The 23,599-nt window shown below is 73.1% G+C and carries 21 protein-coding genes and 1 pseudogene; 17 read left to right on the forward strand and 5 right to left on the reverse strand.

Annotation, left to right across the window (positions count from 1 at the left end; translation table 11 throughout):
* Window positions 1–54: 54 nt before the first annotated feature.
* From ACIGEZ_RS07535 to ACIGEZ_RS07600, 14 genes are all read left to right on the forward strand, one after another.
* Window positions 55–978, forward strand: a complete 924-nt coding sequence (locus ACIGEZ_RS07535) for an SRPBCC family protein (protein ID WP_399827014.1) — start codon at window positions 55–57, stop codon at window positions 976–978.
* Window positions 979–1,031: 53 nt separating this feature from the next.
* On the forward strand, window positions 1,032–1,823 hold the full coding sequence (locus tag ACIGEZ_RS07540; RefSeq protein ID WP_399827016.1) for an aldose 1-epimerase: 792 nt from the start codon (window positions 1,032–1,034) through the stop codon (window positions 1,821–1,823).
* A 10-nt stretch (window positions 1,824–1,833) separates the two neighbouring features.
* The gene (gene pyrE, locus ACIGEZ_RS07545; protein WP_399827018.1) at window positions 1,834–2,373 is read left to right on the forward strand and encodes an orotate phosphoribosyltransferase; all 540 of its coding nucleotides are present in this window, start codon (window positions 1,834–1,836) and stop codon (window positions 2,371–2,373) included.
* A 222-nt stretch (window positions 2,374–2,595) separates the two neighbouring features.
* On the forward strand, window positions 2,596–3,618 hold the full coding sequence (gene fbaA / locus ACIGEZ_RS07550) for a class II fructose-bisphosphate aldolase (protein ID WP_399827020.1): 1,023 nt from the start codon (window positions 2,596–2,598) through the stop codon (window positions 3,616–3,618).
* A gap of 108 nt (window positions 3,619–3,726) precedes the next feature.
* Complete coding sequence (locus ACIGEZ_RS07555) at window positions 3,727–4,887, forward strand: MalY/PatB family protein (RefSeq protein WP_399827023.1); 1,161 nt, start codon at window positions 3,727–3,729, stop codon at window positions 4,885–4,887.
* A 44-nt stretch (window positions 4,888–4,931) separates the two neighbouring features.
* A complete protein-coding gene (locus tag ACIGEZ_RS07560) occupies window positions 4,932–6,419 on the forward strand; it encodes an MFS transporter (protein WP_399827026.1) in 1,488 nt (495 codons plus the stop codon).
* A 59-nt stretch (window positions 6,420–6,478) separates the two neighbouring features.
* Window positions 6,479–6,892, forward strand: a complete 414-nt coding sequence (locus ACIGEZ_RS07565) for a DUF3151 domain-containing protein (protein ID WP_399827028.1) — start codon at window positions 6,479–6,481, stop codon at window positions 6,890–6,892.
* A gap of 230 nt (window positions 6,893–7,122) precedes the next feature.
* Window positions 7,123–7,983: a DUF3152 domain-containing protein gene (locus ACIGEZ_RS07570; protein ID WP_399827030.1), complete on the forward strand. Its 861-nt coding sequence runs from the start codon at window positions 7,123–7,125 to the stop codon at window positions 7,981–7,983.
* A gap of 111 nt (window positions 7,984–8,094) precedes the next feature.
* Complete coding sequence (locus tag ACIGEZ_RS07575; protein WP_399827032.1) at window positions 8,095–8,946, forward strand: tryptophan 2,3-dioxygenase family protein; 852 nt, start codon at window positions 8,095–8,097, stop codon at window positions 8,944–8,946.
* Entirely contained in the window at window positions 8,939–10,174 is a 1,236-nt protein-coding gene (gene kynU, locus ACIGEZ_RS07580; protein ID WP_399827034.1) for a kynureninase, read from the forward strand. The genes ACIGEZ_RS07575 and kynU overlap by 8 nt, the downstream gene beginning before the upstream one ends.
* Window positions 10,175–10,269: 95 nt before the next feature.
* Window positions 10,270–11,139 carry an alpha/beta hydrolase gene (locus ACIGEZ_RS07585; protein WP_399827037.1) on the forward strand — a complete coding sequence of 290 codons (870 nt, stop codon included), beginning with the start codon at window positions 10,270–10,272 and terminating at the stop codon, window positions 11,137–11,139.
* A gap of 125 nt (window positions 11,140–11,264) precedes the next feature.
* On the forward strand, window positions 11,265–12,575 hold the full coding sequence (locus ACIGEZ_RS07590) for a sensor histidine kinase (RefSeq protein WP_399827040.1): 1,311 nt from the start codon (window positions 11,265–11,267) through the stop codon (window positions 12,573–12,575).
* On the forward strand, window positions 12,572–13,234 hold the full coding sequence (locus ACIGEZ_RS07595; protein ID WP_399827042.1) for a response regulator: 663 nt from the start codon (window positions 12,572–12,574) through the stop codon (window positions 13,232–13,234). The genes ACIGEZ_RS07590 and ACIGEZ_RS07595 overlap by 4 nt, the downstream gene beginning before the upstream one ends.
* Before the next feature lie 64 nt (window positions 13,235–13,298).
* Window positions 13,299–14,486: a cytochrome P450 gene (locus tag ACIGEZ_RS07600; protein ID WP_399827044.1), complete on the forward strand. Its 1,188-nt coding sequence runs from the start codon at window positions 13,299–13,301 to the stop codon at window positions 14,484–14,486.
* 19 nt (window positions 14,487–14,505) lie between these two features.
* Here the strand turns inward: ACIGEZ_RS07600 and ACIGEZ_RS07605 are convergent, their stop codons facing one another.
* Window positions 14,506–16,080, reverse strand: a complete 1,575-nt coding sequence (locus tag ACIGEZ_RS07605; RefSeq protein WP_399827046.1) for an ABC transporter permease — start codon at window positions 16,078–16,080, stop codon at window positions 14,506–14,508.
* Window positions 16,077–16,973, reverse strand: coding sequence for an ATP-binding cassette domain-containing protein (locus ACIGEZ_RS07610; RefSeq protein WP_399827048.1), 897 nt, complete (start codon window positions 16,971–16,973; stop codon window positions 16,077–16,079). Before ACIGEZ_RS07610 ends, ACIGEZ_RS07605 begins: the two co-directional genes overlap by 4 nt.
* Before the next feature lie 75 nt (window positions 16,974–17,048).
* On the opposite strand from ACIGEZ_RS07610, the gene ACIGEZ_RS07615 reads away from it, so the two are divergent.
* A complete protein-coding gene (locus ACIGEZ_RS07615) occupies window positions 17,049–17,540 on the forward strand; it encodes a GbsR/MarR family transcriptional regulator (protein ID WP_399827051.1) in 492 nt (163 codons plus the stop codon).
* A 6-nt stretch (window positions 17,541–17,546) separates the two neighbouring features.
* On the opposite strand, the gene ACIGEZ_RS07620 is transcribed toward ACIGEZ_RS07615, so the two are convergent.
* The gene (locus ACIGEZ_RS07620; protein ID WP_399827594.1) at window positions 17,547–18,323 is read right to left on the reverse strand and encodes a diacylglycerol kinase; all 777 of its coding nucleotides are present in this window, start codon (window positions 18,321–18,323) and stop codon (window positions 17,547–17,549) included.
* Between the two features lie 194 nt (window positions 18,324–18,517).
* Here ACIGEZ_RS07620 and ACIGEZ_RS07625 point away from each other — a divergent pair, with 194 nt between their 5' ends.
* Window positions 18,518–19,801 carry an adenylosuccinate synthase gene (locus ACIGEZ_RS07625; RefSeq protein WP_399827054.1) on the forward strand — a complete coding sequence of 428 codons (1,284 nt, stop codon included), beginning with the start codon at window positions 18,518–18,520 and terminating at the stop codon, window positions 19,799–19,801.
* Between the two features lie 87 nt (window positions 19,802–19,888).
* On the opposite strand, the gene ACIGEZ_RS07630 is transcribed toward ACIGEZ_RS07625, so the two are convergent.
* A complete protein-coding gene (locus ACIGEZ_RS07630; RefSeq protein ID WP_399827056.1) occupies window positions 19,889–21,778 on the reverse strand; it encodes a serine/threonine protein kinase in 1,890 nt (629 codons plus the stop codon).
* Between the two features lie 26 nt (window positions 21,779–21,804).
* A pseudogene (locus ACIGEZ_RS07635) lies at window positions 21,805–22,453 on the reverse strand (substrate-binding domain-containing protein); the annotation flags it as partial.
* Window positions 22,454–22,642: 189 nt separating this feature from the next.
* Here ACIGEZ_RS07635 and ACIGEZ_RS07640 point away from each other — a divergent pair.
* Window positions 22,643–23,596: an NADP-dependent oxidoreductase gene (locus ACIGEZ_RS07640; protein ID WP_399827059.1), complete on the forward strand. Its 954-nt coding sequence runs from the start codon at window positions 22,643–22,645 to the stop codon at window positions 23,594–23,596.
* Window positions 23,597–23,599 lie beyond the last annotated feature (3 nt).

The following is a 23,599-nucleotide window of genomic DNA, read 5'->3' on the forward strand; positions in this document are numbered from 1 at the left end:
GGGAGCCCCGCAATCAGGCGACGCGCGGGCCGGGCCTGAGTAGGCTCGGCTCCCATGGAGCATGAGGTGTTCGTCCCTGTCCCGGCCGAGGTCCTGCGCGCCACGCTGACGGACCCGGCCCGGGTGGCGCGCTGCGTCCCCGGACTCCAGCAGGACGCCGACACGGGAGCGGGGCCCCTCGCCGGGCGGCTCAGGATCCGGGTCGGCGGCAACACCATCACGTACCGCGGAGTGCTGCGCTGCACCGAGCGCGACGGGGCCTTCGCCGTCGAGGGCGAGGGCAGCGAGGTGCGCGGCAAGGGCACGGCGGCCCTCGCGCTGACACTCGCCCTCACTCCGGTGGCCGAGGGCACCACGCTCTCCTTCACCGGCCGGGTGACGGCGGGCGGCCGGCTCGCGGACGCCGATCCCGAGGCGCGTGGCGCGGCGGGCGCCCGGCTGCTCGACCGGTTCGCGGAGGCGCTGGCCGCCGTCGCGGACGTCGAGGCGGAGATGGCGGCCGAGTCGCGGGCCCTCGCGGACGCGGAGCGGGACGCCCGGCGTGAGGCCCAGCAGGACCCCGGGCGGGATGTCGACCAGGACGCCGAGCGCGACGACGAGCGCGACGACGAGCAGGACGCCGAGGCGGAGGCCGACAGCGACGACGACGGCGTCGACGACGGGGTCGAGGAGCCCGGCCGTGCGTCGGTGTTCGACACCCCCGTCCCGCCCCCGTCCCTCGACCCGCTCGCCGACGACACCGTGGACGACGAGCTCGGCGCCCGGCCGCCCGCCGCCGAGGCGGCCCACGCCCGGCGGACCATGATCGGGCGCAGCGCGGAGGAGGTCGACCACGCCCCGCCGCGCGGCCGGTACGCCCCCGTCCCGGCCCCCGAGGCTTCGGGTGCCTCCGCGACGCTGCGCTGGATCGCCCCCGCCGCCGCCCTCGCGATCGCCTCCGCGGTCGTCGTCGGCCGGGCCCTGCGCCGTCGCCGCTGAAAGGGCGCCAGGACGCGCTGAAAGGGTGCCCCCCGGCCGTCTAAGGTCGTGCCGTGAGCAATCTGACGCGACTGACGGCCGGCGACGCCGAGTTGACCATCGACCCGGAGCACGGCTGCCGCATCGCCGGGCTGCGCATCGGAGGCACCGAACTGCTGCTCCAGGGAGCGCATCACGGGTGCTTCGTGATGGCGCCGTGGGCGGGCCGCACCGAGAACGGCCGCTTCCGCAACGGCGGCACCGTCCACCAGCTCCCCGTCAGCGAGCACGCCGCGCCGCACGCCCTGCACGGCACCGTCCGTGCCGTCCCGTGGAAGTCCGCCCAGGTCACCGAGACGACCGCCGCCTTCACCACCGAGCTGGCCGACCCCTGGCCGTACGCGGGGAAGGTCACCCAGGTCTTCGAGCTGGCCGAGGACTCCCTCACCCTCCAGCTCGGCATCGAGACCGCCGGGGCCTCCTTCCCCGCGCAGGCCGGCTGGCACCCCTGGTTCCACCGCAACCTCGGCGGTCAGGACGTCGAGCTCGGCTTCACGCCCGGCTGGCAGGAGGAGCGCGGCGAGAACCACCTGCCCACCGGCCGCCGGATCGACCCCACCCCGCGCCCCTGGGACGACTGCTTCGGCATGCCCGACGGCGTCGACGTCACTCTGACCTGGCCCGGGCAGCTGGAGCTGAGGGTCACGAGCCGGGCCGAGTGGGTCGTGATCTACGACGAGCCGGCGGACGCCGTCTGCGTCGAGCCGCAGTCCGGCCCGCCGAACGGTCTCAACACCCTGCCGCGCCTGGTCACCGAGATCGACCCGCTGGAGGTCGCGACCACCTGGAGCTGGCGGCGCCTTTAAGCTCGTGGACATGACTGACGTACGCGCTGAGCTGCTCCAGCAGATCAAGGACAAGGCCGTGGTGCACGGCAAGGTGACCCTCTCCTCGGGTCTTGAGGCCGACTACTACATCGACCTGCGCCGGATCACGCTGGACGGCGAGGCCGCGCCGCTGGTCGGTCAGGTGATGCTGGACCTGACCAAGGACCTGGACTTCGACTGCGTGGGCGGTCTGACGCTGGGCGCCGACCCGGTCGCGACCTCGATGCTGCACGCCTCCGCCGCGCGCGGTGAGCGCCTGGACGCCTTCGTCGTGCGCAAGGCGCAGAAGGCGCACGGCATGCAGCGCCGCATCGAGGGCGCCGACGTCAAGGGGCGCCGCTGCCTGGTGGTCGAGGACACCTCCACCACGGGCGGCTCGCCGCTGACCGCCGTGGAGGCGGTCCGCGAGGCGGGCGGCGAGGTCGTCGCCGTCGCGACGATCGTCGACCGCGGTGCGGCCGACGCGATCGCCGGGGCGGGGCTGACCTACCTCACCGGCTACCAGCTGTCGGATCTTGACCTGGCGTAACCGCCGCCAAGTCGTGACTTAGGTCCCGGACCCCTTCGCGGAATGGTCCTGACCTGCGTGTTTGAGTAAAGGCGGGGTGTTTCACGTGAAACACCCCGCCTTTTGCGTGCACGGCCCGTGGGACCTCGCACAGGAGTCTGGAAAGATGGGCGGCGACGATGACGTCGCCCCCAGGTCAGGGCCTAGCAACGCACACACCCGCACATCACAAGGAGCGGACGAATGCCCATCGCAACCCCCGAGGTCTACAACGAGATGCTCGACCGGGCGAAGGCAGGCAAGTTCGCCTACCCGGCCATCAACGTGACCTCGTCCCAGACCCTCCACGCCGCGCTGCGCGGCTTCGCGGAGGCCGAGAGCGACGGCATCATCCAGATCTCGACCGGTGGCGCCGAGTTCCTGGGCGGCCAGCACAACAAGGACATGGTCACCGGCGCCGTAGCCCTGGCCGAGTTCGCGCACATCGTCGCCGCGAAGTACGACATCACGGTCGCGCTGCACACCGACCACTGCCCGAAGGACAAGCTGGACGGCTACGTCCGCCCGCTGATCGACATCTCCGCCGAGCGCGTGGCCCGCGGCGAGAACCCGCTCTTCCAGTCGCACATGTGGGACGGCTCCGCCGAGACCCTCGCCGACAACCTGGCCATCGGCCAGGAGCTGCTCGCGAAGGCCGCCGCCGCCCGGATCATCCTCGAGGTCGAGATCACCCCGACCGGTGGCGAGGAGGACGGCGTCACCCACGAGATCAACGACGAGCTGTACACCTCCGTCGACGACGCGATCCGCACCGCCGAGGCCCTGGGCCTGGGCGAGAAGGGCCGCTACCTGCTGGCCGCCTCCTTCGGCAACGTCCACGGCGTCTACAAGCCGGGCAACGTCGTGCTCCGCCCCGAGCTGCTCAAGGACCTCCAGGCGGGTGTCTCCGAGAAGTTCGGCAAGGCGTCCCCGTTCGACTTCGTCTTCCACGGCGGCTCCGGCTCCTCCGCCGAGGAGATCGCCACCGCCATCGAGAACGGCGTGGTGAAGATGAACCTGGACACCGACACCCAGTACGCCTTCACGCGTCCGGTGGCGGACCACATGTTCAAGAACTACGACGGTGTCCTGAAGGTCGACGGCGAGGTCGGCAAGAAGTCCACCTACGACCCGCGCACCTGGGGCAAGCTCGCCGAGGCCGGCATGGCCAAGCGCGTCTCCGAGGCGTGCGTCGCGCTGCGCTCGGCCGGCACCCGGCTGAAGTAAGCGCTGCTGCCGAAGCACGCGGCCGCGGAAGCAAGCGCTGTTGTGCGAACGGGTCCGGCGCCACGAGAGTGGTGCCGGACCCGTCGTCGTATCCGGAGGGCATGAGCTGTGGCGTTCGACTTCGACCGCGCGATAGACCGGCGCGGCACCTGGTCCGTGCAGTGGGACGGCATAGCGGACCGCTTCGGCGTGTCCGACCTGCTGCCCTTCACCATCTCCGACATGGACTTCGCCTCCCCGCCGGCCGTCCTGGACGCCCTGCGCGACCGCGTCGACCACGGCGTGTTCGGCTACACCGACTGGCGGCTCGGCGGGTTCCGGGAGGCCGTACGGGACTGGTACGCGAGCCGTTACGGCACCGCCGTCGACCCGGACACGATGGTGTACGCGCCCTCCGTGCTCAACCAGCTCTCCCAGCTGCTGAAGATGTGGACCGAGCCCGGCGACGGGATCGTCGTCCACACCCCCACCTACGACGGCTTCCGCAAGGCGGTCACCGGACTCGGCCGCGAGCTGCGCGGCGTACCGGTCGGCGACATGAAGGCCCTGGAGCGTGAGCTGGCCCGGCCCGACAGCCGGATGCTGCTGCTCTGCTCCCCGCACAACCCGACCGGCCGGGTGTGGCGGGAGGACGAGCTGAAGGAGTTCGCCCGGCTCGCCGAGGAGCACGGCGCGGCCGTCGTCAGCGACGAGATCCACGCCGACCTGACCACCGAAGGCCACCGCCATGTGCCGTGGTCGGCGGTCGCCGAGCCGGGGCGCGGCCGGCGCTGGGCGCTGGTCACCTCCGGGACCAAGGCCTTCAACTTTCCCGCGCTCTCCGGCTCGTACGGCTTCCTCGGCGATCCGGACGAACGGGTCGCCTTCGTCCGCCGCATGGAGACCGGCGAGGGCCTGGCCTCCCCCGCGGTGCTGTCGCTGACCGCCCACATCGCCGCCTACCAGCACGGCGCGCCGTGGCTGGACGCGCTGCGCGGCTATGTCGCCGGCACCATGCGCCTGGTCGGGGAGCGGCTCGCCGAGGGCCTGCCGGGGGTCGTCTGGTCGCCGCCGCAGGCCGGGTACCTGGCCTGGATCGACCTGCGCCCGCTGGGCATCGACGAGACCGCCCTCCAGGAGGAGCTGGTGACGGCCGAGCGGGTCGCGATCATGCCCGGCGGGGTCTACGGCACCCCCGGCTTCGTCCGGCTCAACGTGGGCTGCCCGCGGGCCAAGGCCGAGCGGGGCGTGGACGCGCTGGTACGGGCGGCTGCGCGGCTGCGCGGCTGACCGGCGCGGCTGCGAGGCCGACCGGTTCGGGGGACCATGCAGGCATGGCGGAAGCGGCGGGAGCAGCGGCGAGCGCGGGTATCCGGCTCGCCTCGGGGACGGGCCGGTGGATCGTGCTCACGACCGTCCTCGGCTCGGCCATGGCCCTGCTCGACTCCACCGTCGTCAATGTCGCGCTGCCCCACATCGGCGAGGACCTGGGCGCCGATCTCGCCGACCTGCAGTGGACCGTCAACGCCTACATGGTCACCCTCGCCGGGCTGATCCTGCTCGGCGGATCGCTCGGCGACCGGTACGGGCGGCGGCGGGTGTTCGTGATCGGCGTGGTGTGGTTCGCGGCCGCCTCGCTGCTCTGCGGGCTCGCCCCGAACGCGGCCGTGCTGATCGGCGCGCGGGCCCTGCAGGGCGTGGGCGGGGCGCTGCTCACCCCAGGCTCGCTCGCGCTGATCCAGGCCACCTTCCACCCGGACGACCGGGCCAGGGCGGTCGGCCTGTGGTCCGGGTTCGGCGGGGTGGGGGCGGCGGTCGGGCCGTTCGTGGGCGGCTATCTGGTGGACGGCCCCGGCTGGCGCTGGGTGTTCCTGCTGAACGTGCCGCTGGCCATGATCTGCGTGCCGGTGGCGCTGCGGCACGTGCCCGAGTCCCGGGACGAGACGGCGCACGGCCGGTTCGACGTCCTCGGCGCGGTGCTCGGGGCCGCGGCGCTCGCCCTCGTGACGTACGCGCTGATCGCCCAGGTGTGGTGGGCGGGCGTGGTCGGTGGGGTGATCGGCGCCGGGTTCGCGCTGGTGGAGCGGCGGCGCGGCGAGGACGCGATGGTGCCGCCCTCGATATTCGCCTCGAGGCTCTTCACCGCGGTCAACCTGGTGACGCTGTGCGTGTACGCGGCGTTCGGCGGTTTCTTCTTCCTGGCCGCCCTCCAGCTCCAGGTGGTGTCCGGCTATTCGGCGCTCGCCGCGGGTGCGGCCCTGCTGCCGACGACGGCCCTGATGCTGCTGTTCTCGGCGAAGGCGGGCGAGCTCGGCGAGAAGACCGGGCCGCGGCTGCCGCTCACGGTGGGGCCGCTGCTGTGCGCCGGGGGCATGCTGCTGATGCTGCGGGTGGGGGAGAACCCCTCCTACGTGGCGGACGTGCTGCCCGCGCTGCTGGTGCTCGGGCTCGGCATGACCACGCTGGTCGCCCCGCTGACGGCGACCGTGCTCGGTTCGGTGCCCGTGTCCCGGGCGGGCCTGGCCAGCGGCATCAACAACGCGGCCGCCCGCGCGGCGGGCCTGATCGCGGTGGCGGCGCTGCCGCTGCTCGTGGGCATGGGCCCGGAGGCGTACCGTTCGGCGGACCAGTTCGGCGACGCGTTCCGGCAGGCGATGCCGATCCTGGCGGGCGTCCTGGTGGCCGGCGCGATCCTGGCCTGGTCGACCATGCGCGCCCCGGCCCGCGCCGACTGCCACCCCGAGTGCCGGGTGCACTGCGGGGTCACCTCGCCGCCCCTGGACCCGGGCGAACGCAGGCCCGCCCGGCCGGACGCCGCTTAGGGGTGTCTCGCCGATCATGCCGGGTCCGCACCGGACCCGCCCTGAGGCAGACTGGCCCCATGGCCATCCACGAGAACCTGCTGGGGGGACCGGCCCCCACCCACCTGCCCGACGACCCGGAGCCGCGTGAGCTGCTCGCGAGCGGGGCCGCGCCGGCCGATGTCGCCGCGAAGTACCCGACCTCCTCGCTCGCCTGGGCGCAGCTCGCCGACGACGCGTACGAAGGCGGCCGCGTGATCGAGTCGTACGCGTACGCCCGTACCGGCTACCACCGGGGCCTCGACGCCCTGCGCCGCAACGGCTGGAAGGGCCACGGCCCGGTGCCGTGGGAGCACGAGCCGAACCGCGGCTTCCTGCGCGCCCTGCACGCGCTGGCCCGCGCGGCCGGCGAGATCGGCGAGAAGGAGGAGTACGAGCGCTGCTCGACCTTCCTGCGCGACTCCTCGCAGACCGCCGCGGACACCCTCGGCTGACGTACGGCCGACGCTCGGCCGGGCCCGCCCAAGGCCCCCTGCCACGCACCGTGGCCGCCGGGAAACCCCCCGTCCCCGGGGCGGGGGGAAATCCGGACAGAGTCCTCGACGCGTTCGAGGGCGTTCGAAGCGGCCGGTACGATCCTCCGGACCGTTGTACCGAGCCGCCGGCGCAGAGGCCCCCCACGCCCCTCTCCCCACCCCGGCGCACGCAGGGGGAGAAGTCTGTCTTGGGCAAACGCGCCGCGCAGCAGAACCGTCGCCGCAGACGGGAGAAACGCCGGTCCCCGGGGCGCCTCGTGCTCCCGGTGCTCGCGCTCGTCCTGGTCTCGCTGGGCGGAGGCGCCGCCCTCGCCCACTTCAACGGCACCCAGAGCGCCGCCGCGCCGCCGCCCGTGGCCGTCGCATCGCCGGACCCGACGACGGCCCCGCCGAGCCCGGAGCCGACGCCCACGCCGAAACCGAAGCCGAAGCCGGTGCCCACGGCGAAGAAGACGACCAAGCCCGCCCCGAAGAAGACCACCGTGCCCCAGTCCGGCGCGGGCACCTTCACCACCGCCCAGTCCACCGGCGACGCCGTCGGCTCCGGGGGCTCCCTGCGCCGCTACCGCGTGCAGGTCGAGGACGGCGTCGACATCTCCGCCCGTGAGGCCGCCGAGGAGATCCAGAAGATACTGGCGCACCCGCGCGGCTGGGCGGCGCACGGTCGCGGCCGGTTCCAACTGGTCTCCGAGAACGCCGACTTCGTCATCCGGATCGCCACGCCGGCCACCGCCGACCAGCTCTGTCTGGCGAACGGCATGAACACCCACGGCGAGCTGAACTGCGAGACCACCACGGGTGTCGTGGTGAACCTCAAGCGGTGGCTGCTCGGCTCCCCGACCTTCGCGGGCGGGCCCGCCGAATACCGGCACCTGATCATCAACCACGAGGTCGGGCACGAGATCGGCATCCGGCAGCACATGGGCTGCCCCGGCCCGGGCAGGCTCGCGCCCGTGATGATGCAACAGATCAAGGGCCTGAACGGCTGCAGATCGAATGCGTATCCGTATGACGAAGACGGCATCTACATCACGGGCCCGGTCGTGTAATGATGCGCTTGGGACGGCGCGCGACGAAGCCGCCTCCCGAGGGGACCGGGGCTCCCGTGCCAAACGGAAGGAGCGGACCGCTACCCGGTAGTACGTATCGAGGAGACAGCGATGTCCACCTTCCCCGATGCCTCTGGAGCCGGTTCGGTCGCCGATGCGCCGAACCTCGACTTCGCGGGCACGACGCCGTACGAGGACTACGTACAGGCGGACGTTCTCACCCACCTGCAGCATCTGCGCTCCGACGACCCCGGCGAGATGGTCTTCCTGGTCACCACCCAGGTCATGGAGCTGTGGTTCACGGTGATCGTCCACGAGTGGGAGACCGCGAGCCGGGCCCTGCGCGAGGACAAGCTGCAGGTCGCCATGGACGCGCTCAAGCGCTCCGTGCGCGAGCTCGAGGCCCTGAACCACTCCTGGCGGCCGCTCGCCCAGCTCACCCCGGCCCAGTTCAACGCCTACCGCAGCGCCCTCGGCGAGGGCTCCGGCTTCCAGTCGGCGATGTACCGGCGCATGGAGTTCCTGCTCGGCGAGAAGTCGGCGTCCATGCTGGTGCCGCACCGCGGCGCGCCGCGCGTCCACGCCGAGCTGGAGAAGGCGCTCCAGGAGCCCAGCCTGTACGACGAGACGCTGCGGCTGCTGGCCCGCCGCGGCCTGCCCGTCCCCACCGAGGTCCTCGGCCGCGACCTGGCGCTGCGCTACGAGCCGAACGCCGAGGTCGAGCGGATCTGGGCCGGCATCTACGCGGACGCGGACCAGAACACCGAACTCGTCCGCCTCGGCGAGGCGTTGAGTGATGTCGCCGAGCTCGTCTGGCGATGGCGCAACGACCACCTGGTGGCGACCCGCCGCGCGATGGGCGCCAAGACCGGCACCGGCGGCTCGGCGGGCGTGGCCTGGCTGGAGAAGCGGGCGCAGAAGAACGTGTTCCCCGAGCTGTGGACGGCGCGCAGCCATGTCTGACACGTACGCGCAGCGGGCGGCCAGGCTCGACGCCGGGGACGAACTCGGCAAGCACCGCGAGAAGTTCGCCCTCGACGACACCGTCTACCTCGACGGCAACTCGCTCGGCGCGCTCCCGGCCCACGTCCCCGGCCGGATGGCCGACGTCATCGCCCGCGAGTGGGGCGAGCTGCGCATCCGCTCCTGGGACGAGTCCGGCTGGTGGACCGCGCCCGAGCGGATCGGCGACCGGATCGCCCCGCTCGTCGGCGCCGCCGAAGGACAGATCGTGGTCGGCGACTCGACCAGCGTGAACGTCTTCAAGGCGGTCGTCGCGGCCGCGCGCCTCGCGGACGGCGGCAGGGACGAGATCCTCGTCGACGCGACGACCTTTCCCACGGACGGGTACATCGCGGAGTCGGCGGCGCGCATGACGGGCCACCGGATCGTGCCGGTCACGCCCGCCGAGCTGCCCGGCGCGGTGACCGACCGTACGGCGCTGGCCCTGGTCAACCACGTCGACTTCCGCACCGGCCGCCTCCACGACCTGCCCGGCCTCACCGCCGTGCTGCACGAGGCGGGCGCCCTGGCCGTCTGGGACCTGTGCCACAGCGCCGGCGCGCTGCCGGTGGGCCTGGACGCCCACGGCGTCGACCTGGCCGTCGGCTGCACGTACAAGTACCTCAACGGCGGTCCCGGCGCGCCCGCGTACCTGTACGTCGCCGAGCGCCACCAGGCGGCCTTCGACTCGCCGCTGCCCGGCTGGAACTCGCACCGCGACCCGTTCGGCATGACCCCCGGCTACGCCGCCGCCGACGGCGCGCTGCGGGGCCGGGTCGGCACTCCCGACATCCTGTCGACGCTCGCCCTCGAAGCGGCGCTCGACGTGTGGGACGGGGTAAGGATCGAGGACGTGCGGGCCAAGTCCCTGGCCCTCACCGACTTCTTCCTGGAGTGCGTACGGGCCTACGCCCCCGAGGGCCGGGTCGCGTCGGTGACCCCCGAGGCGCACGCCGAACGCGGCAGCCAGGTGGCACTGCGCTGCGCCGAGGCGCCCGAGGTCATGGCGGAGCTGATCCGGCGCGGCGTGGTGGGCGACCTGCGCCGCCCGGACGTGCTGCGCTTCGGCTTCACCCCGCTGTACGTGTCCTTCGCGGACGCGGAGCGGGCGGCGCGGGTGCTTGCGGAGGTCCTCACGGAGGTTCCCGCCGGCGGGGCGACGCCCGGCGCGGACACGCCGACGGCATAGGTCTGATGATCGCCTGATCTGCGGTGGCCGTACGCCTGGTACCGTCCCCGCAGGTCAGGCCAATCGGCCCTGTCTGAGGAGAGGTTGGAAGCAGCATGCCGGACCCCGCCGCGCGCGACGCCGCCGAAGAAGCATCGGCCTTCTCGCACCCGGCCGTCGCCCCGGACGCCTCCGCCGCGTACGGTGCGCACCCCGATCAGGTGGTCGACTTCTACGCCCCGCGCGACGGACGGAGCAGCGCGCCGCTCGTCGTCGCCCTGCACGGCGGCGCCTGGCGGGCGCCGTACGACCGGCAGCACCTGACCCCTTTCGTGGACTTCCTGGCACGCCGTGGCTTCGCGGTGGCGAGCGTCGAGTACCGGCGCGGCAGCGACATCCCCCGGCAGGGCGGGGCCGCGCCGGTGGCGGGCCGCTGGCCGGAGACCTTCGACGACGTGGCCGCGGCGCTGGACGCCGTACCCGACCTGGCCGCGGCGCACCTGCCGCAGGCCGACCCGCGCCGCATCGTCCTGACCGGCCACTCGGCGGGCGGTCACCTGGCCCTGTGGGCCGCCGCCCGCCACGTCCTGCCCGCGGGCTCCCCCTGGCGCCTGGCCGGCCCGCCGGCCCTGCGGGGGGTGGTGGCCCTGGCCCCGATCGCCCACTTCGACAGCGCGGTGGAGCTGGGGGTGTGCGGCGGCGCGGTGGCGGAACTCCTGGGCGGCGAGAAGGAGTTCGCCACCCGTGCGGCGATGGCGGACCCGGCGCTGCTGCTCCCGACCGGCATCGCGACCACAGTCGTGCAGGGCCGCGAGGACATCGTCGTCCCGCCGGACGTCGCCGAGGCCTACGTGGAGGCCGCCGCGAAGGCCGGCGAGACCGTCGGCTTCACCCTCCTGGAGGACATCGGCCACTTCCCCCTGATCGACCCGGCCGCGGACGCGTGCGCGGTGGTGGCGGAGGAGATCGCCCAGCTGGCGTGGTGAGGCGGCGGGGCCCCGCCGCGCCCGCACGGGACGGCGTGGCGGGCCGCGTAGTCCTCAAGGCGGACCCACCAGGATCCGCATCCAGCCGGACGCCCCCACCCCGGCCCCGCCCGTACCGTGGACGGGTGACTTCGACCCAGACCACCGAATCGAGCCGCAGCCCCGAGCTCCGCCTGACGCTGAAGGCGCTCGGCGGTCTGCGCGCCGACCTCGGCTTCGACGCCTTCTCCTACCGTCCGATGCCCCGCATGGACACGGACCGCGGCCCGACCCGCTTCCTCCCGGAGCGGATACGGGTCCACGTGGGCCTGCTCCCGCACGCCGTCGTCGCCTTCCTGGCGATGATGGTCCTCTTCCTCGGCTACGAGCAGGTGCACAACCGCTTCGGCCCGATCGTTCTCGTGTACTCGTGCGTCCCGGCCGCGATCGTGCTGCTCACGCTCGTCCGCCCGGTCCTCGCGTTCTGGGCCTCGCTGGCCACCACGCCGTTCCTGGCGTACGCCGGCAGCTACGGCGACGGCTGGCCGTGGGCGCCGAACTCGTTCGCCGCGCACCTCGTCGTGCTCACCGTGGTCGCCGCCCGCACCCGCCCCCGTACCGCCGCCTGGATGTGGGCGCTCACCGCGACCTACGCCATCTTCGCCACCGTCCTCCTCGGCGGCTACGGCTCGGACGCGCCGCAGATGCTGTTCTTCTCCGCGATGTTCCTGCTGGTCGTGGCCATGCGCCAGGTGCGCCGCGAGGCCGCCCGCGAGGTCAGCGTCCAGCAGTCCGTGACCGCCGTCGAACGCTCGAAGCGCACCCTGCTCGAGGAGCGGACCACCATCGCCCGCGAGCTGCACGACGTCGTCGCCCACCACATGTCGGTGGTCGCCATCCAGGCCGAGGCCGCCCCCTACCGGGTGGAGAACCCGCCGCCGGAGCTGGAGCAGGCCTTCGCCACCATCCGGGAGAACGCGGTCGCCGCGCTCACCGAGCTGCGCCGCGTCCTCGGAGTCGTACGGGCCGAGGACTACGAGGCCCCGGACGCCCCGCAGCCCACTCTCGCCGACCTGGAAGGACTGGTCTCCAACGTCCGCGAGGCCGGTCTCGACGTGGACAAGGCCGTGACGGGCGCGGTGCGGGAGCTGCCGCAGGGCGTGGAGCTCTCGGCGTACCGGATCGTGCAGGAGGCCCTGTCGAACGTGCTGCGGCACGCCCCCGGCGCCGGCGCCAGGGTCGAGGTGTCGTACGTCCTCGGCGGCCTCGGCCTGCGCATCGTGAACGGTCCCGCGCGCGGCCTGGTGAAGCCCTCGCCGGGCGCCGGGCACGGCATCACCGGCATGCGGGAGCGGGTCGCCATGCTGGGCGGCGAGATGACCGCCGAGGCGACGGCCGAAGGCGGCTACGAAGTCGCGGCCTTCATCCCCGTCGCCCGTGAGGAGGCGGACCAGTGATCCGGGTCCTGATCGTCGACGACCAGATGATGGTCCGCGAGGGCTTCTCGGTGCTGCTCGGCGCCATGCCGGACATCGAGGTGGTCGGCGAGGCGGTCAACGGCCGCGAGGCGGTCGCCCAGGTCGCCGCACTCCGCCCCGACGTGGTCCTGATGGACATCCGCATGCCGGAGCTGAACGGCATCGACGCCACCCGCGAGATCGTCGCCGCGAACGCCGACGCGAAGGTGCTCGTCCTGACCACCTTCGACCTGGACGAGTACGTGTACCAGGCGCTGCGTGCCGGGGCCTCCGGCTTCCTCCTCAAGGACGCCTCGGCCCGCCAGCTCGCCGACGGCGTCCGGGTGGTCGCGGCCGGCGAGGCGCTGCTCGCGCCGACCGTCACCAAGCGGCTGATCACCGAGTTCGCCAAGTCGGCGGCGGCGTCTCCACGCCCGCCGGCGATGGCGCAGATCGGGGAGCTCACCGAGCGCGAGACGGAGGTCCTGGTGCTGATCGCGCAGGGCCTGTCGAACGCGGAGATCGCCGACCACCTCGTCGTCGCCGAGTCCACGATCAAGACCCATGTGAGCCGCATCCTGGTGAAACTGGGCCTGCGCGACCGGACGCAGGCGGCGGTCTTCGCGTACGAGGCGAGGCTGGTGCAGGTCGGCGGGTAGGGCCGCTGAGGCGGATCGCGCCGGGACGTGCCCGAGTCGGGGGCCGCGGCGGTAGCGTCCGGTCATGGAGGCTGCCTTCGACCCCTGGTCCCCGGAGTTCGTCGCCGACCCCTACCCCGCGTACGCCGAGCTGCGCGCCACCGGCCGCGCGCACTGGTTCGGGCCCACCCGCCAGTGGCTGATCCCGCACTACGAGGACGTGTCGGCGCTGCTGCGGGACCGCCGCCTGGGCCGTACGTACACGCACCGCTTCACCCACGAGGAGTTCGGGCGCGAGGCCCCCGCTGCCGACCACGAGCCGTTCCACACGCTCAACGACCACGGGCTGCTCGACCTGGAGGCGGCCGACCACAGCCGGATCCGGCGCCTGGTGTCGAAGGCGTTCACCCCGCGGACGGTGGAGGAACTGGCACCGACGGTACGGCGGCTCGCCGCGGAGCGGGTGGGGGAGCTGGTCGCGGCCGGCGGCGGCGACCTGCTGTCGGTCGTGGCCGAGCCGCTGCCGGTCGCGGTGATCGCCGAGATGCTGGGCGTCCCGGACGACGAGGAGGAGCGGGGGCGGCTGCGGCCGTGGTCGGCCGACATCTGCGGGATGTTCGAGCTGAACCCCTCGGAGGAGACGGCCCGCCGGGCGGTGCGCGCATCGATCGAATTCTCCGACTACCTGCGGGAGTTGATCGCCCGCCGGCGCAAGGATCCGGGGGATGATCTGATCTCGGGCCTGATCGGCGTGGCGGAGCTGACCGAGCAGGAGATGATCTCCACCTGTGTGCTGCTGCTCAACGCGGGGCACGAGGCGACCGTGAACACCACGGTCAACGGCTGGTGGACGTTGCTGCGCGAGGGCGTGCGTCCGGATCCCGAAAAGTTGTCCACAGCTGTGGAAGAACTTCTGCGCTACGACACCCCGCTCCAGATGTTCGAGCGCTGGGTCCTCGACGACATCGAGATCGGCGGCCAGGTCATCCCGCGCGGCTCCGAGGTCGCCCTGCTCTTCGGCTCCGCCAACCGCGACCCCGCCCGCTTCGGCCCCACCGCCGACGAGCTCGACCTCACCCGCGCCGACAACCCCCACGTCACCTTCGGCGCCGGCATCCACTACTGCCTCGGCGCCCCGCTCGCCCGCCTCGAACTGGCCGCTGTCTTCGGCGAGTTGCTGCGGCGGGCGCCGGGGATGCGGCTCGCGGCGGAGCCGGTGTGGAAGCCGGGGTACGTGATCAGGGGCTTCGAGGAGCTGCTGGTGGAGATCTGACCCCGGCCGCCCACGGGGATCAGCTCACCATGTCCCGCCGCCGCAGCCCGGCCAGACCGCCCGCCACCAGGGCCGCCGCGAGCGCCGTCAGGGCGGCGAACGGGCCCCAGGCCGGGTCCTGGCCGGGGAGCTTCGGCAGGTGGCCGAACGGCGAGAGGTTCAGGACCGACTGCGGCAGGTCGAGCGCCGGGCCGATCCAGCCGAGCGCCAGGCACACCCCGGCCACGCCCCAGGCGGCGACGGCGGCCTTCGGGACGGCGCCCCAGAGGAGGACGGCGAGGCCCGCCAGGGTCCAGATCGCGGGGAGCCGGCCGAGCGACGCGCCGAGGACGGGCCCGAGGTCATGCCCGTACGAGAGGGCGAGCCCGAGGCCGCTGAGCAGCATGATCAGGGCCGATCCGGCGAAGGCGACCACCAGGTGCCCGGCCGCCCAGCGGAGCCGGCCGACGGGGCCGGCGAGCAGGGGTTCGGCGCGCTGCGAGGTCTCCTCGCCGTGCAGCCGCAGCACCGAGCCGACCGCGAAGAGGGCCGCGACCATGCCGAACAGGCCGACCATGGTGGCGAGGAACGCGTCGGTGAGGGCGCTCTGGCCGCCCATCCGCTCGAAGATCTGCCGTGCCTGCTCGTTGTCGCCGACGATGTCGGCCGCGCCCTCGACCATGCCGCCGAAGACCAGACCGCCCAGCAGGAAGCCGAGCGACCAGCCGAGCACCGTGCCGCGCTGGAGCCGCCAGGCGAGGGCGCCCGCCGTCGCGAGCCGGCCGGTGGCGGGTCCCGGCCGGGTGGGCAGGAAGCTCATGCCGACGTCGCGGCGCGCGGTCAGCACGTACGCGACGGCCGTCTGGGCCAGGACCGCTGCGACGAGCAGGAGCAGCACCCACCAGCGTTCGCCGGCGAAGGGACGGACGTGCTCGGCCCAGCCGATGGGGGAGAGCCAGGTCAGGACGCTGCTGCCGTCGGCGGTGGCGGCGTCGCCCGCCGCCCGCAGGACGAACGCGAGGCCGAGGAGGCCGCCGGTCAGGCCCTTGGCGAGCCGGGCGCTCTCGGTGAGCTGGGCGACGATCGCGGCCATGGTCGCGAAGACCATGCCGGTCCCCCCGATCGCGAGGCCGAGGGCGAGGGCGCCGGCCCCGCCCTGTCCGGCGAGCCCGGCGGTGACGATCAGGGCGACGGCGGTGTTGGCGAGGAACGCGGCCAGGAGCGCGGCGGTCAGCGGCGCCCGGCGGCCCACCGCGCCGGCGGACAGCATCTCCTGACGGCCCGTCTCCTCCTCCTCGCGGGTGTGCCGGACCACGATGATCAGGCTCATCACGGCGGCCAGGACCGCGGCGAAGGTGCCGAACCGCCAGGCCACGAGCCCGCCGAGGGAGTCGCCGAAGACCGGCCCGTACAGCGAGCGCATCGAGCTGTTGGCGGTCATGGAGGCGGCGAGCTCGGCGCGCTGGGCGGCCGTGCCGTACAGGCCCTGGAGGGAGCCGACGCCACTGGCGACCATGCCGCCGGTGACCAGGGCCCAGACCGGCGTCATCAGCCGGTCGCGGCGCAGGGCGAGCCTGGTGAGGGCGCCGGTGCCGGTCAGCGCGACAGTACTCATGACGTGGCCACTTCTTCCGCGTAGTGACGGAGGAAGAGCTCCTCCAGGGTGGGCGGGGTGCTGGTGAGGCTGCGGACGCCGGACTCGGTGAGCGAGCGCAGGACGGCGTCGAGCTTGTCGGTGTCGACCTGGAGCTTCACGCGCCGGCCCTGGACGTCGAGGTCGTGCACACCGGGGAGGTGGGCGAGCCCGTTGGGCGCTCCGGCGAGTTCGGCGGAGACGCTGGTACGAGTGAGGTGGCGCAGCTCGGCGAGCGAACCGGACTCGACGGTGCGGCCCTTGCGGATGATGCTGACCCGGTCGCAGAGGGTCTCGACCTCGCTGAGGATGTGGCTGGACAGGAGCACCGTCCGGCCGCGGTCGCGGGCCTCGGTGACGCAGTCCTGGAAGACCTCCTCCATCAGCGGGTCGAGGCCGCTGGTGGGCTCGTCGAGGACGAGCAGGTCCACGTCGGAGGCGAACGCGGCGACGAGGGCGACCTTCTGCCGGTTGCCCTTGGAGTAGGTGCGGCCCTTCTTGGTGGGGTCGAGCTCGAAGCGCTCGATCAGCTCGGCCCGCCGCGTCGTGTCGAGGCCCCCGCGGAGGCGTCCGTAGAGGTCGATGACCTCGCCGCCGGAGAGGTTGCGCCACAGGGTGACGTCGCCGGGGACGTAGGCGAGGCGCCGGTGGAGCTCGACGGCGTCGGCCCAGGGGTCCTTGCCGAGCAGCTGTACGGCGCCGGAGTCGGCCCGCAAGAGCCCGAGCAGGACCCGGATGGTGGTGGACTTCCCGGCGCCGTTGGGGCCGAGGAAGCCGTGGACCTCGCCGGCCTCGACCGCCAGGTCGAGACCGTCCAGCGCGTGGGTGCGGCCGAACGCCTTGTGGAGCCCGGCGACCGTGATTGCCTTCGTCATGCTTCAGAACGTACGCTACTTTCACAAACTTGTGAAGTTAAGGAAGCGTAGAAAGTTGGTGACATAGTGGAAGGCATGACGACGACCAACGAAGAAGCCGTCTCGCGCTTCGTCGAGCGCTTCGCCGCCGAACTCACCGAGGCCGGCATGCAGCGCATGGCCGCCCGCGTCTTCGCGGCCCTGCTCGCCTCCGAGACGGCCTCGATGACCTCCGCCGAACTCGCCGAACAGCTCCGGATCAGCCCGGCCGCCGTCTCCGGAGCGGTCCGCTACCTCACCCAGGTCAACATGGTCAGCCGCGAGCGCGACCCGGGCACCCGCCGCGACCGCTACGTCCTGCACAACGAGCTCTGGTACGAGACCTTCACCCGCCGCGACCAGATCCTCACCCGCTGGGAGAAGGTCCTGCGCGACGGCTCCGAGATCCTCGGCCCGGACACGGCGGCCGGCACCCGGACGGCGGACACGGCCGAGTTCTTCGAGTTCCTCCAGCAGGAGATGCTCGGGATGATGGACCGCTGGCGGGCCCACAGGGAGGCCAAGGGCGAGCCCCTGCCGAGGGCGTAGCGTGCCCTACCCCAGGCGCCGCCCTACCCCCTCGCCGGCCGGCAGCGTCAGCCCCCACGCGCCCGCCCGCACCGTCCAGGTCCGCCGCCGGACCGGGCCCGAGACCGTCGTGTCGGCGCGGTAGCGGAAGTCGGGGCCCGTCACCGTCAGGGTGTGGGCGGTGGCGTGGACCGGCGGGGCACCCGCCGGGACCAGGGTCAGGGCGGCGGCGCCGCCCAGGGCGCGGGCGGTCAGACCCTCCACCGGGGTGTCCACGTCGCTGAGCAGCACCCCGTCCGCCTCCACCCGCAGCCGGTGCGTCCGCACCGCGAGCGCGGCCGGCGCGGGGGCCGGGCGGACCAGGGTGCGCACCAGCGAGCGGCAGGTGTCCCAGACGGTGGGCGGCGCGGCGGCGAGGGTCCGGGCGGCCGGGACGTCCAGGTGGTCGAGGACCACCCCGCCGCTGTCGTCCACCAGCAGGTCCAGGCGGCGCGCCACACCGTCGAGGACCGTGCGGGCCGCCGCCACCGTGCCCGGCGGCACGCCGAGCGCGTGGGCCACCGCCAGACGGTCGGGGGCGCCGATCGGGACGAGCGAGAGGGCCCCGCAGACGGGCTCCCGCTCGCGGTGCAGCAGGGTCACCGTACGGAGCAGGGCGCGGTCGTCGCCGAGGACGACCGGGCGCCTGGAGCCCCGCCTGGCCAGGGCGCGGGCGAACTCCTCCGGAGTGTCCGGCAGGCAGATCTTCGTTTCCGCGCCCGCGGACAGCACATCTTTCGCGATTCGCACGGACTCGCCGTCCATCCGGCGGGCGACCGGGTCGATGACCACAAGCAGCTGGTCGTGAGCCGACACCTCGGTCCTTCCTCGGGTAGTCTCTTTGTGCAAGAGCCCCTTGCGCTATTGCGCCAGGGGCTTCGTCTATTCCGGGGCACACCGGTGAGGCGGCGTCGGCCCCCTGACCTTGGACATGCCCCACCCGGAAGGGGTGTACGCCTGTGCCCGCACTTGTGCTGCTCGGTGCTCAGTGGGGTGACGAGGGCAAGGGAAAGGCCACCGACCTGCTCGGTGGATCCGTTGACTATGTGGTGCGCTACCAGGGCGGCAACAACGCCGGCCACACGGTCGTCGTCGGCGACCAGAAGTACGCGCTGCACCTTCTCCCTTCCGGAATCCTCTCCCCGGGGTGCACCCCGGTCATCGGAAACGGCGTCGTCGTCGACCCGGCGGTCCTGCTCTCCGAGCTGAGCGGGCTCAACGAGCGCGGCGTCGACACCTCGAAGCTCCTGATCAGCGGCAACGCCCACCTGATCACGCCGTACAACGTCACCCTCGACAAGGTGACGGAACGGTTCCTCGGCAAGCGCAAGATCGGCACCACCGGCCGCGGCATCGGCCCGACCTACGCCGACAAGATCAACCGCGTCGGCATCCGGGTCCAGGACCTGTACGACGAGTCGATCCTCACCCAGAAGGTCGAGGCGGCGCTGGAGGGCAAGAACCAGCTGCTCGCCAAGCTCTACAACCGCCGCGCCATCGAGGCCGCCCAGATCGTCGAGGAGATGCTCCAGTACGCGGAGCAGATCAAGCCGTTCGTCGCGGACACCACCCTCATCCTCAACAAGGCGCTCGACGACGACAAGGTCGTGCTCTTCGAGGGCGGCCAGGGCACCCTGCTCGACGTCGACCACGGCACCTACCCCTTCGTCACCTCCTCCAACCCGACCGCCGGCGGCGCCTGCACCGGCGCGGGCGTGGGCCCGACGAAGATCAGCCGCGTCATCGGCATCCTCAAGGCGTACACCACCCGTGTCGGCGCCGGCCCGTTCCCGACCGAGCTGTTCGACGAGGACGGCGAGGCCCTGCGCCGCATCGGCGGCGAGCGTGGCGTCACCACCGGCCGCGACCGCCGCTGCGGCTGGTTCGACGCGGTCATCGCCCGCTACGCGACCCGCGTCAACGGCCTGACCGACTTCTTCCTCACCAAGCTCGACGTCCTGACCGGCTGGGAGCAGATCCCCGTCTGCGTCGCGTACGAGATCGACGGCAAGCGCGTCGAGGAGCTCCCGTACTCGCAGACCGACTTCCACCACGCGAAGCCGGTCTACGAGATGCTCCCGGGCTGGTCCGAGGACATCACCAAGGCCAAGACCTTCGCGGACCTCCCGAAGAACGCCCAGGCCTACGTGAAGGCCCTGGAGGAGATGTCCGGCGCCCCGATCTCCGCGATCGGCGTCGGCCCGGGCCGCACCGAGACGATCGAGATCAACTCGTTCCTGTAGCCCGTCCCGCACCACCCGGGCGAGGGCCCGCACCCCGGATCACGGGGCGCGGGCCCTCGCTGCTTTCCGACCTGGCCCGGGCGCCGGTCACCGCACCCGGTAGTACTCCCCCGGCTCCCCGTCCGTCATCGGGTAGACGAGGAGCCGGTCCTCGCCCTTGTAGCGGATGAGCTCGACGTAGGACGCGATGCCCGCCGGGTCGCAGTCGGGGTCCGTGCCCGTGTCGGCGGTGCCGGGGCCGATGACCAGGGGGGTGCCCGTGCCGGCGAGGAGGGCGGTCCAGCCGCAGCGGACCGTCTCGGAGGTGGGGTTGCCCTCGGCGTCAGTGCGGGGGTAGCCGTGCTGGTTGTGGAAGACGGCGGAGCCGACCGGGCCCTGGGTGATGGTCACCTCGTCGGAGTAGCGGTCGACGTTCTTCCCGAAGACCAGGGGGTCGTTCCGCATCCGCCAGGAGCCCACGAGCTTCGCCGGGACGGCCTCGGAGCCGGTGCGCGCCTTGTGGAAGGTGGCCTTGGCGGCGCCGGAGGTCCACTCCAGGACCTCGGGGGAGCGCAGGGTGAGGGTCTGGCGGGCGGCGGGCGTGCAGCGCTGGGCGGGCACGCCGGTGGTGACGTCCGAGTCGCCGAGGACGACCTTGTCCTCGTCGGCCGAGACGAGCCGGGAGCGGCCCATGCACAGCCGCTCGTCGGTCACGTGGACGTAGACGGCGGCCTTGGTGCCGGCCGCGGCCTGGGTGAGTTCGAGCCGGAAGGTCTCGCGGGGGTGGTCGGCGGAGCCCTGCAGGTTGCCCTCCCAGGCGCCGAGGAAGGCGGCCGGGACGATCCCGGCGGGCCGGGCGGATACCGGGCCGGTGGTGCCGCGCGCCTTGTTCTTCTGGCCGTCCATGCCCTTGTCCGGGTCGGGCCAGAAGGTGTACGCGGCTCCCGCGGCGGCCAGAACGGCGACGGCCGTGACGGTGGCGAGCAGGCCCCGGCGGCGGCGCCCGGGGGCCGGGGCCTTCGTCCCGGGCAGCGGGGTCGCGGGGGTCGGGTCGCCGGTCCCGGCGCGGCCCGCGCCGGCCTCCCGCGGGGGCGAGCCCGGCGCGGCCTCCGCGTCCGCCTCCAGGAGGCGGGCCGCGTGGCGGCCCAGGCGGGCCAGGACGTCGGCGGGCAGCCAGGGGTCGGTGACCGGGAGGGTGTCGACGAGCTCGGCCGCCGAGGGGCGCCCGGCGGGGTCCTTGCTGAGGCAGGCCCGGATGAGGCCGGTGAGTTCGGGCGCGAGATCCGTCAGGTCGGGCTCGTCGTGGGCGATGCGGAACATCGTGGCGTGGACCCCGCTGTCCGCCCCGCCGAACGGGGAGCGGCCGGTCGCCGCGTACGCGAGCACCGAACCCAGGCAGAAGACGTCCGAGGCGGGCGTCAGCCGCTCGCCTCTCACCTGTTCGGGCGACATGAAGCCGGGGGAGCCGACCACCGCGCCGGTGCTGGTGAGGCCGCCGTCGGTGACGGTGTCGACGGCGCGGGCGATGCCGAAGTCGATGATCTTCGGGCCGTCGACGGTGAGCAGCACGTTGGACGGCTTCAGGTCGCGGTGGACCAGGCCCGAGGCGTGGACGTGGGTGAGCGCCCGGGCGAGCCCGGAGGCGAGGGTGCGGATGCTCTCGGTCGGCAGCGGCCCGTACTCGTCGCCGACGACCGTACGCAGCGAGGGCCCGGGCACGTATCCGACGGCGACCCACGGGAGTTCGGCTCCGGTGTCGGCGCCGAGCACGGGCGCGGTGCCGGTGCCGGAGACCCGCTCCAGGGCGGCGACCTCACGGGCGAACCGGCGCCGGAACTCGTCCTGGGCGGCCAGCTCCGGGTGCACGACCTTCACCGCGACCGCGCGTCCGCCGGCCGAACGGGCCAGGTACACCCGGCCCATGCCGCCCACGCCGAGGCGGCCGAGCAGCCGGAACGGTCCTATGACGACCGGGTCGTCCGCGTTCAAGGGATCCACGACGGAAGAGCATGCCAGACCGGCCGTCATCCCTCGCCACAGATCTTCAGGCCCTTGGGGGTGGCGCAGGGCAGATGGCCGTGGGTGGTGATGACGGCCTGGCCGCCGCCCCGGCCGAGATACGTGAGGAAGCTGGAGGTCGGAGAGTCGGCGGGCGGCGCGCCCCAGGTGTAGGCGTACTCGATCTCCCGGTACGGGTAGGGGGAGGTGCCGATCTCGTCGACGTGGGGTTTCCGGCCGTCGATGGCGACCCGGTGCAGGCCGCTCAGGCCGCTGCCGGAGCGGAGCTCGGTGTAGCCGATGGCGCCTGGGAGCTCGGCGACGGTGGACAGGACCTGTTCGGTGCTGTCGAGTTCGCAGCGGATGACCTCGGCCTCGGGGTCGTCCTTGCGGGCGCAGTTGCGGGAGGAGTTGGCGGGCTCGTTGCGGCCGAGGACGCGGCGCTGGAAGACCTCGCGGGTGCCGGAGTTGGCGTCGCGGCTGACCAGCCGCACGTCGAGGTCGGGGCCGCCGAGCTGCTGCCAGTTGGTGACGTCGCCGCGGTAGAGGCGGCGTACGGGCGTCGAGGGAGAGGTTTTGCAAGGGCACCCGGTCGTTGAGGACCAGGGTGTAGAGGGAGACGGCGACCATGTTCTCGCGCAGCTGGGGGTAGCCGTCGGGCTTGGGGCCGTCGGCGAAGGTTCCAGTCCACGGACGCCACCGTAACGACGTGTGTGCGGTCCGGTGCGGGAGCGGGCTTCTCGCCGTCCGGCGTTCGTGCTTCCGTCAGCTTCCGCGCGGTTCCCCCGGGCTTCCTTCACCTGTTGCCGGGGGTGCGGGGCGTGGGTGTAATGGCCACGAGGGGGCTTCCGCGGGAGGAGACCCATGCGTGTCGTCGAAGTGACCGCCTACGGCGGACCCGAGGTGCTGAGAATGGCCCGCCGCCCCGAGCCGGAGGCCGGGGACGTGCCGGGCAGGGTCCGGGTGCGGCTGCGTGCGGCCGGTGTGACCATGGCGGACCTCCGGATCCGGGCCGGCCTGTACGCCGACCACATGGGTGATCTGCGCCCGCCGTTCGTCCTCGGTACGGACTTCGCGGGCAGGCTGCTCGACCCGGCGCCCGGCGAGGAGGCCACTCTGCCGGCGGGTACCCGGGTGGCGGGCTTCGTGCCCTGGTACGAGGAGCTGACCGGCGAGGGCACGTACGCCGAGGTCGTACAGGTCGCCCCGGAGTGGCTGGCCCCCCTCCCGGACGACGTGGAGTTCCCCTCGGCGGCCTCCGTCCCGCTGGCCGCGATCACCGCCCATCAGGGCCTCGGCCTGGCCGGACTCCCGGCGGGGGCCACGTTGCTCATCACGGGCGCGAGTGGTGTCGTGGGCCGGTTCGCGGTCCAGCTGGCCTCGGCCGCCGGGCTGCGGGTGGTGGCCGTCTCGTACGAGGGCGACGAGAGCGAGCTGAAGGTCCTCGGAGCCAAGGAGTGCGTCCCGCGCGGCGAACCGGCCGAGGTCGTCCGCGCGGTGCGGGAGCTCGTCCCGGAGGGCGTGGACGGCGTCTTCGACGGGGCCCTGCTGAGCACCCCGGCGCTGGCCGCCCTGAAGGACGGCGGCGTCTTCGTCTCCATCGCCCCGGACCGGGTCCCGGCCTCCGAGCGTGACATCCGCGTCGAGTTCGAGCGCGCCCGCTCCGACCCCCGTCTCCTGACGGACATCCTCCAGAAGGTGGGGAACCGGGAGCTGATCACCCGGGTGGCCGATGTCCTCCCCCTGGAGGAGGCCGCGGAGGCCCACCGCCGCGCCGAGGCGGGCCACCGGCCCGGCCGGATCGTCCTGATGATCTGAAAC

The organism is Streptomyces sp. NPDC085481 (assembly GCF_044541845.1).
GTDB lineage: Bacteria > Actinomycetota > Actinomycetes > Streptomycetales > Streptomycetaceae > Streptomyces.

Coding starts and splice junctions, on each gene's coding strand:
- ACIGEZ_RS07600 (WP_399827044.1), top strand. CDS start 13,299: ATGGAGGCTGCCTTCGACCCCTGGTCCCCGGAGTTCGTCGCCGACCCC.
- ACIGEZ_RS07620 (WP_399827594.1), bottom strand. CDS start 18,323: ATGGACGGCGAGTCCGTGCGAATCGCGAAAGATGTGCTGTCCGCGGGC.
- kynU (WP_399827034.1), top strand. CDS start 8,939: ATGTCTGACACGTACGCGCAGCGGGCGGCCAGGCTCGACGCCGGGGAC.
- ACIGEZ_RS07610 (WP_399827048.1), bottom strand. CDS start 16,973: ATGACGAAGGCAATCACGGTCGCCGGGCTCCACAAGGCGTTCGGCCGC.
- ACIGEZ_RS07615 (WP_399827051.1), top strand. CDS start 17,049: ATGACGACGACCAACGAAGAAGCCGTCTCGCGCTTCGTCGAGCGCTTC.
- fbaA (WP_399827020.1), top strand. CDS start 2,596: ATGCCCATCGCAACCCCCGAGGTCTACAACGAGATGCTCGACCGGGCG.
- ACIGEZ_RS07575 (WP_399827032.1), top strand. CDS start 8,095: ATGTCCACCTTCCCCGATGCCTCTGGAGCCGGTTCGGTCGCCGATGCG.
- ACIGEZ_RS07605 (WP_399827046.1), bottom strand. CDS start 16,080: ATGAGTACTGTCGCGCTGACCGGCACCGGCGCCCTCACCAGGCTCGCC.
- ACIGEZ_RS07585 (WP_399827037.1), top strand. CDS start 10,270: ATGCCGGACCCCGCCGCGCGCGACGCCGCCGAAGAAGCATCGGCCTTC.
- ACIGEZ_RS07565 (WP_399827028.1), top strand. CDS start 6,479: ATGGCCATCCACGAGAACCTGCTGGGGGGACCGGCCCCCACCCACCTG.
- ACIGEZ_RS07640 (WP_399827059.1), top strand. CDS start 22,643: ATGCGTGTCGTCGAAGTGACCGCCTACGGCGGACCCGAGGTGCTGAGA.
- ACIGEZ_RS07535 (WP_399827014.1), top strand. CDS start 55: ATGGAGCATGAGGTGTTCGTCCCTGTCCCGGCCGAGGTCCTGCGCGCC.
- ACIGEZ_RS07560 (WP_399827026.1), top strand. CDS start 4,932: ATGGCGGAAGCGGCGGGAGCAGCGGCGAGCGCGGGTATCCGGCTCGCC.
- pyrE (WP_399827018.1), top strand. CDS start 1,834: ATGACTGACGTACGCGCTGAGCTGCTCCAGCAGATCAAGGACAAGGCC.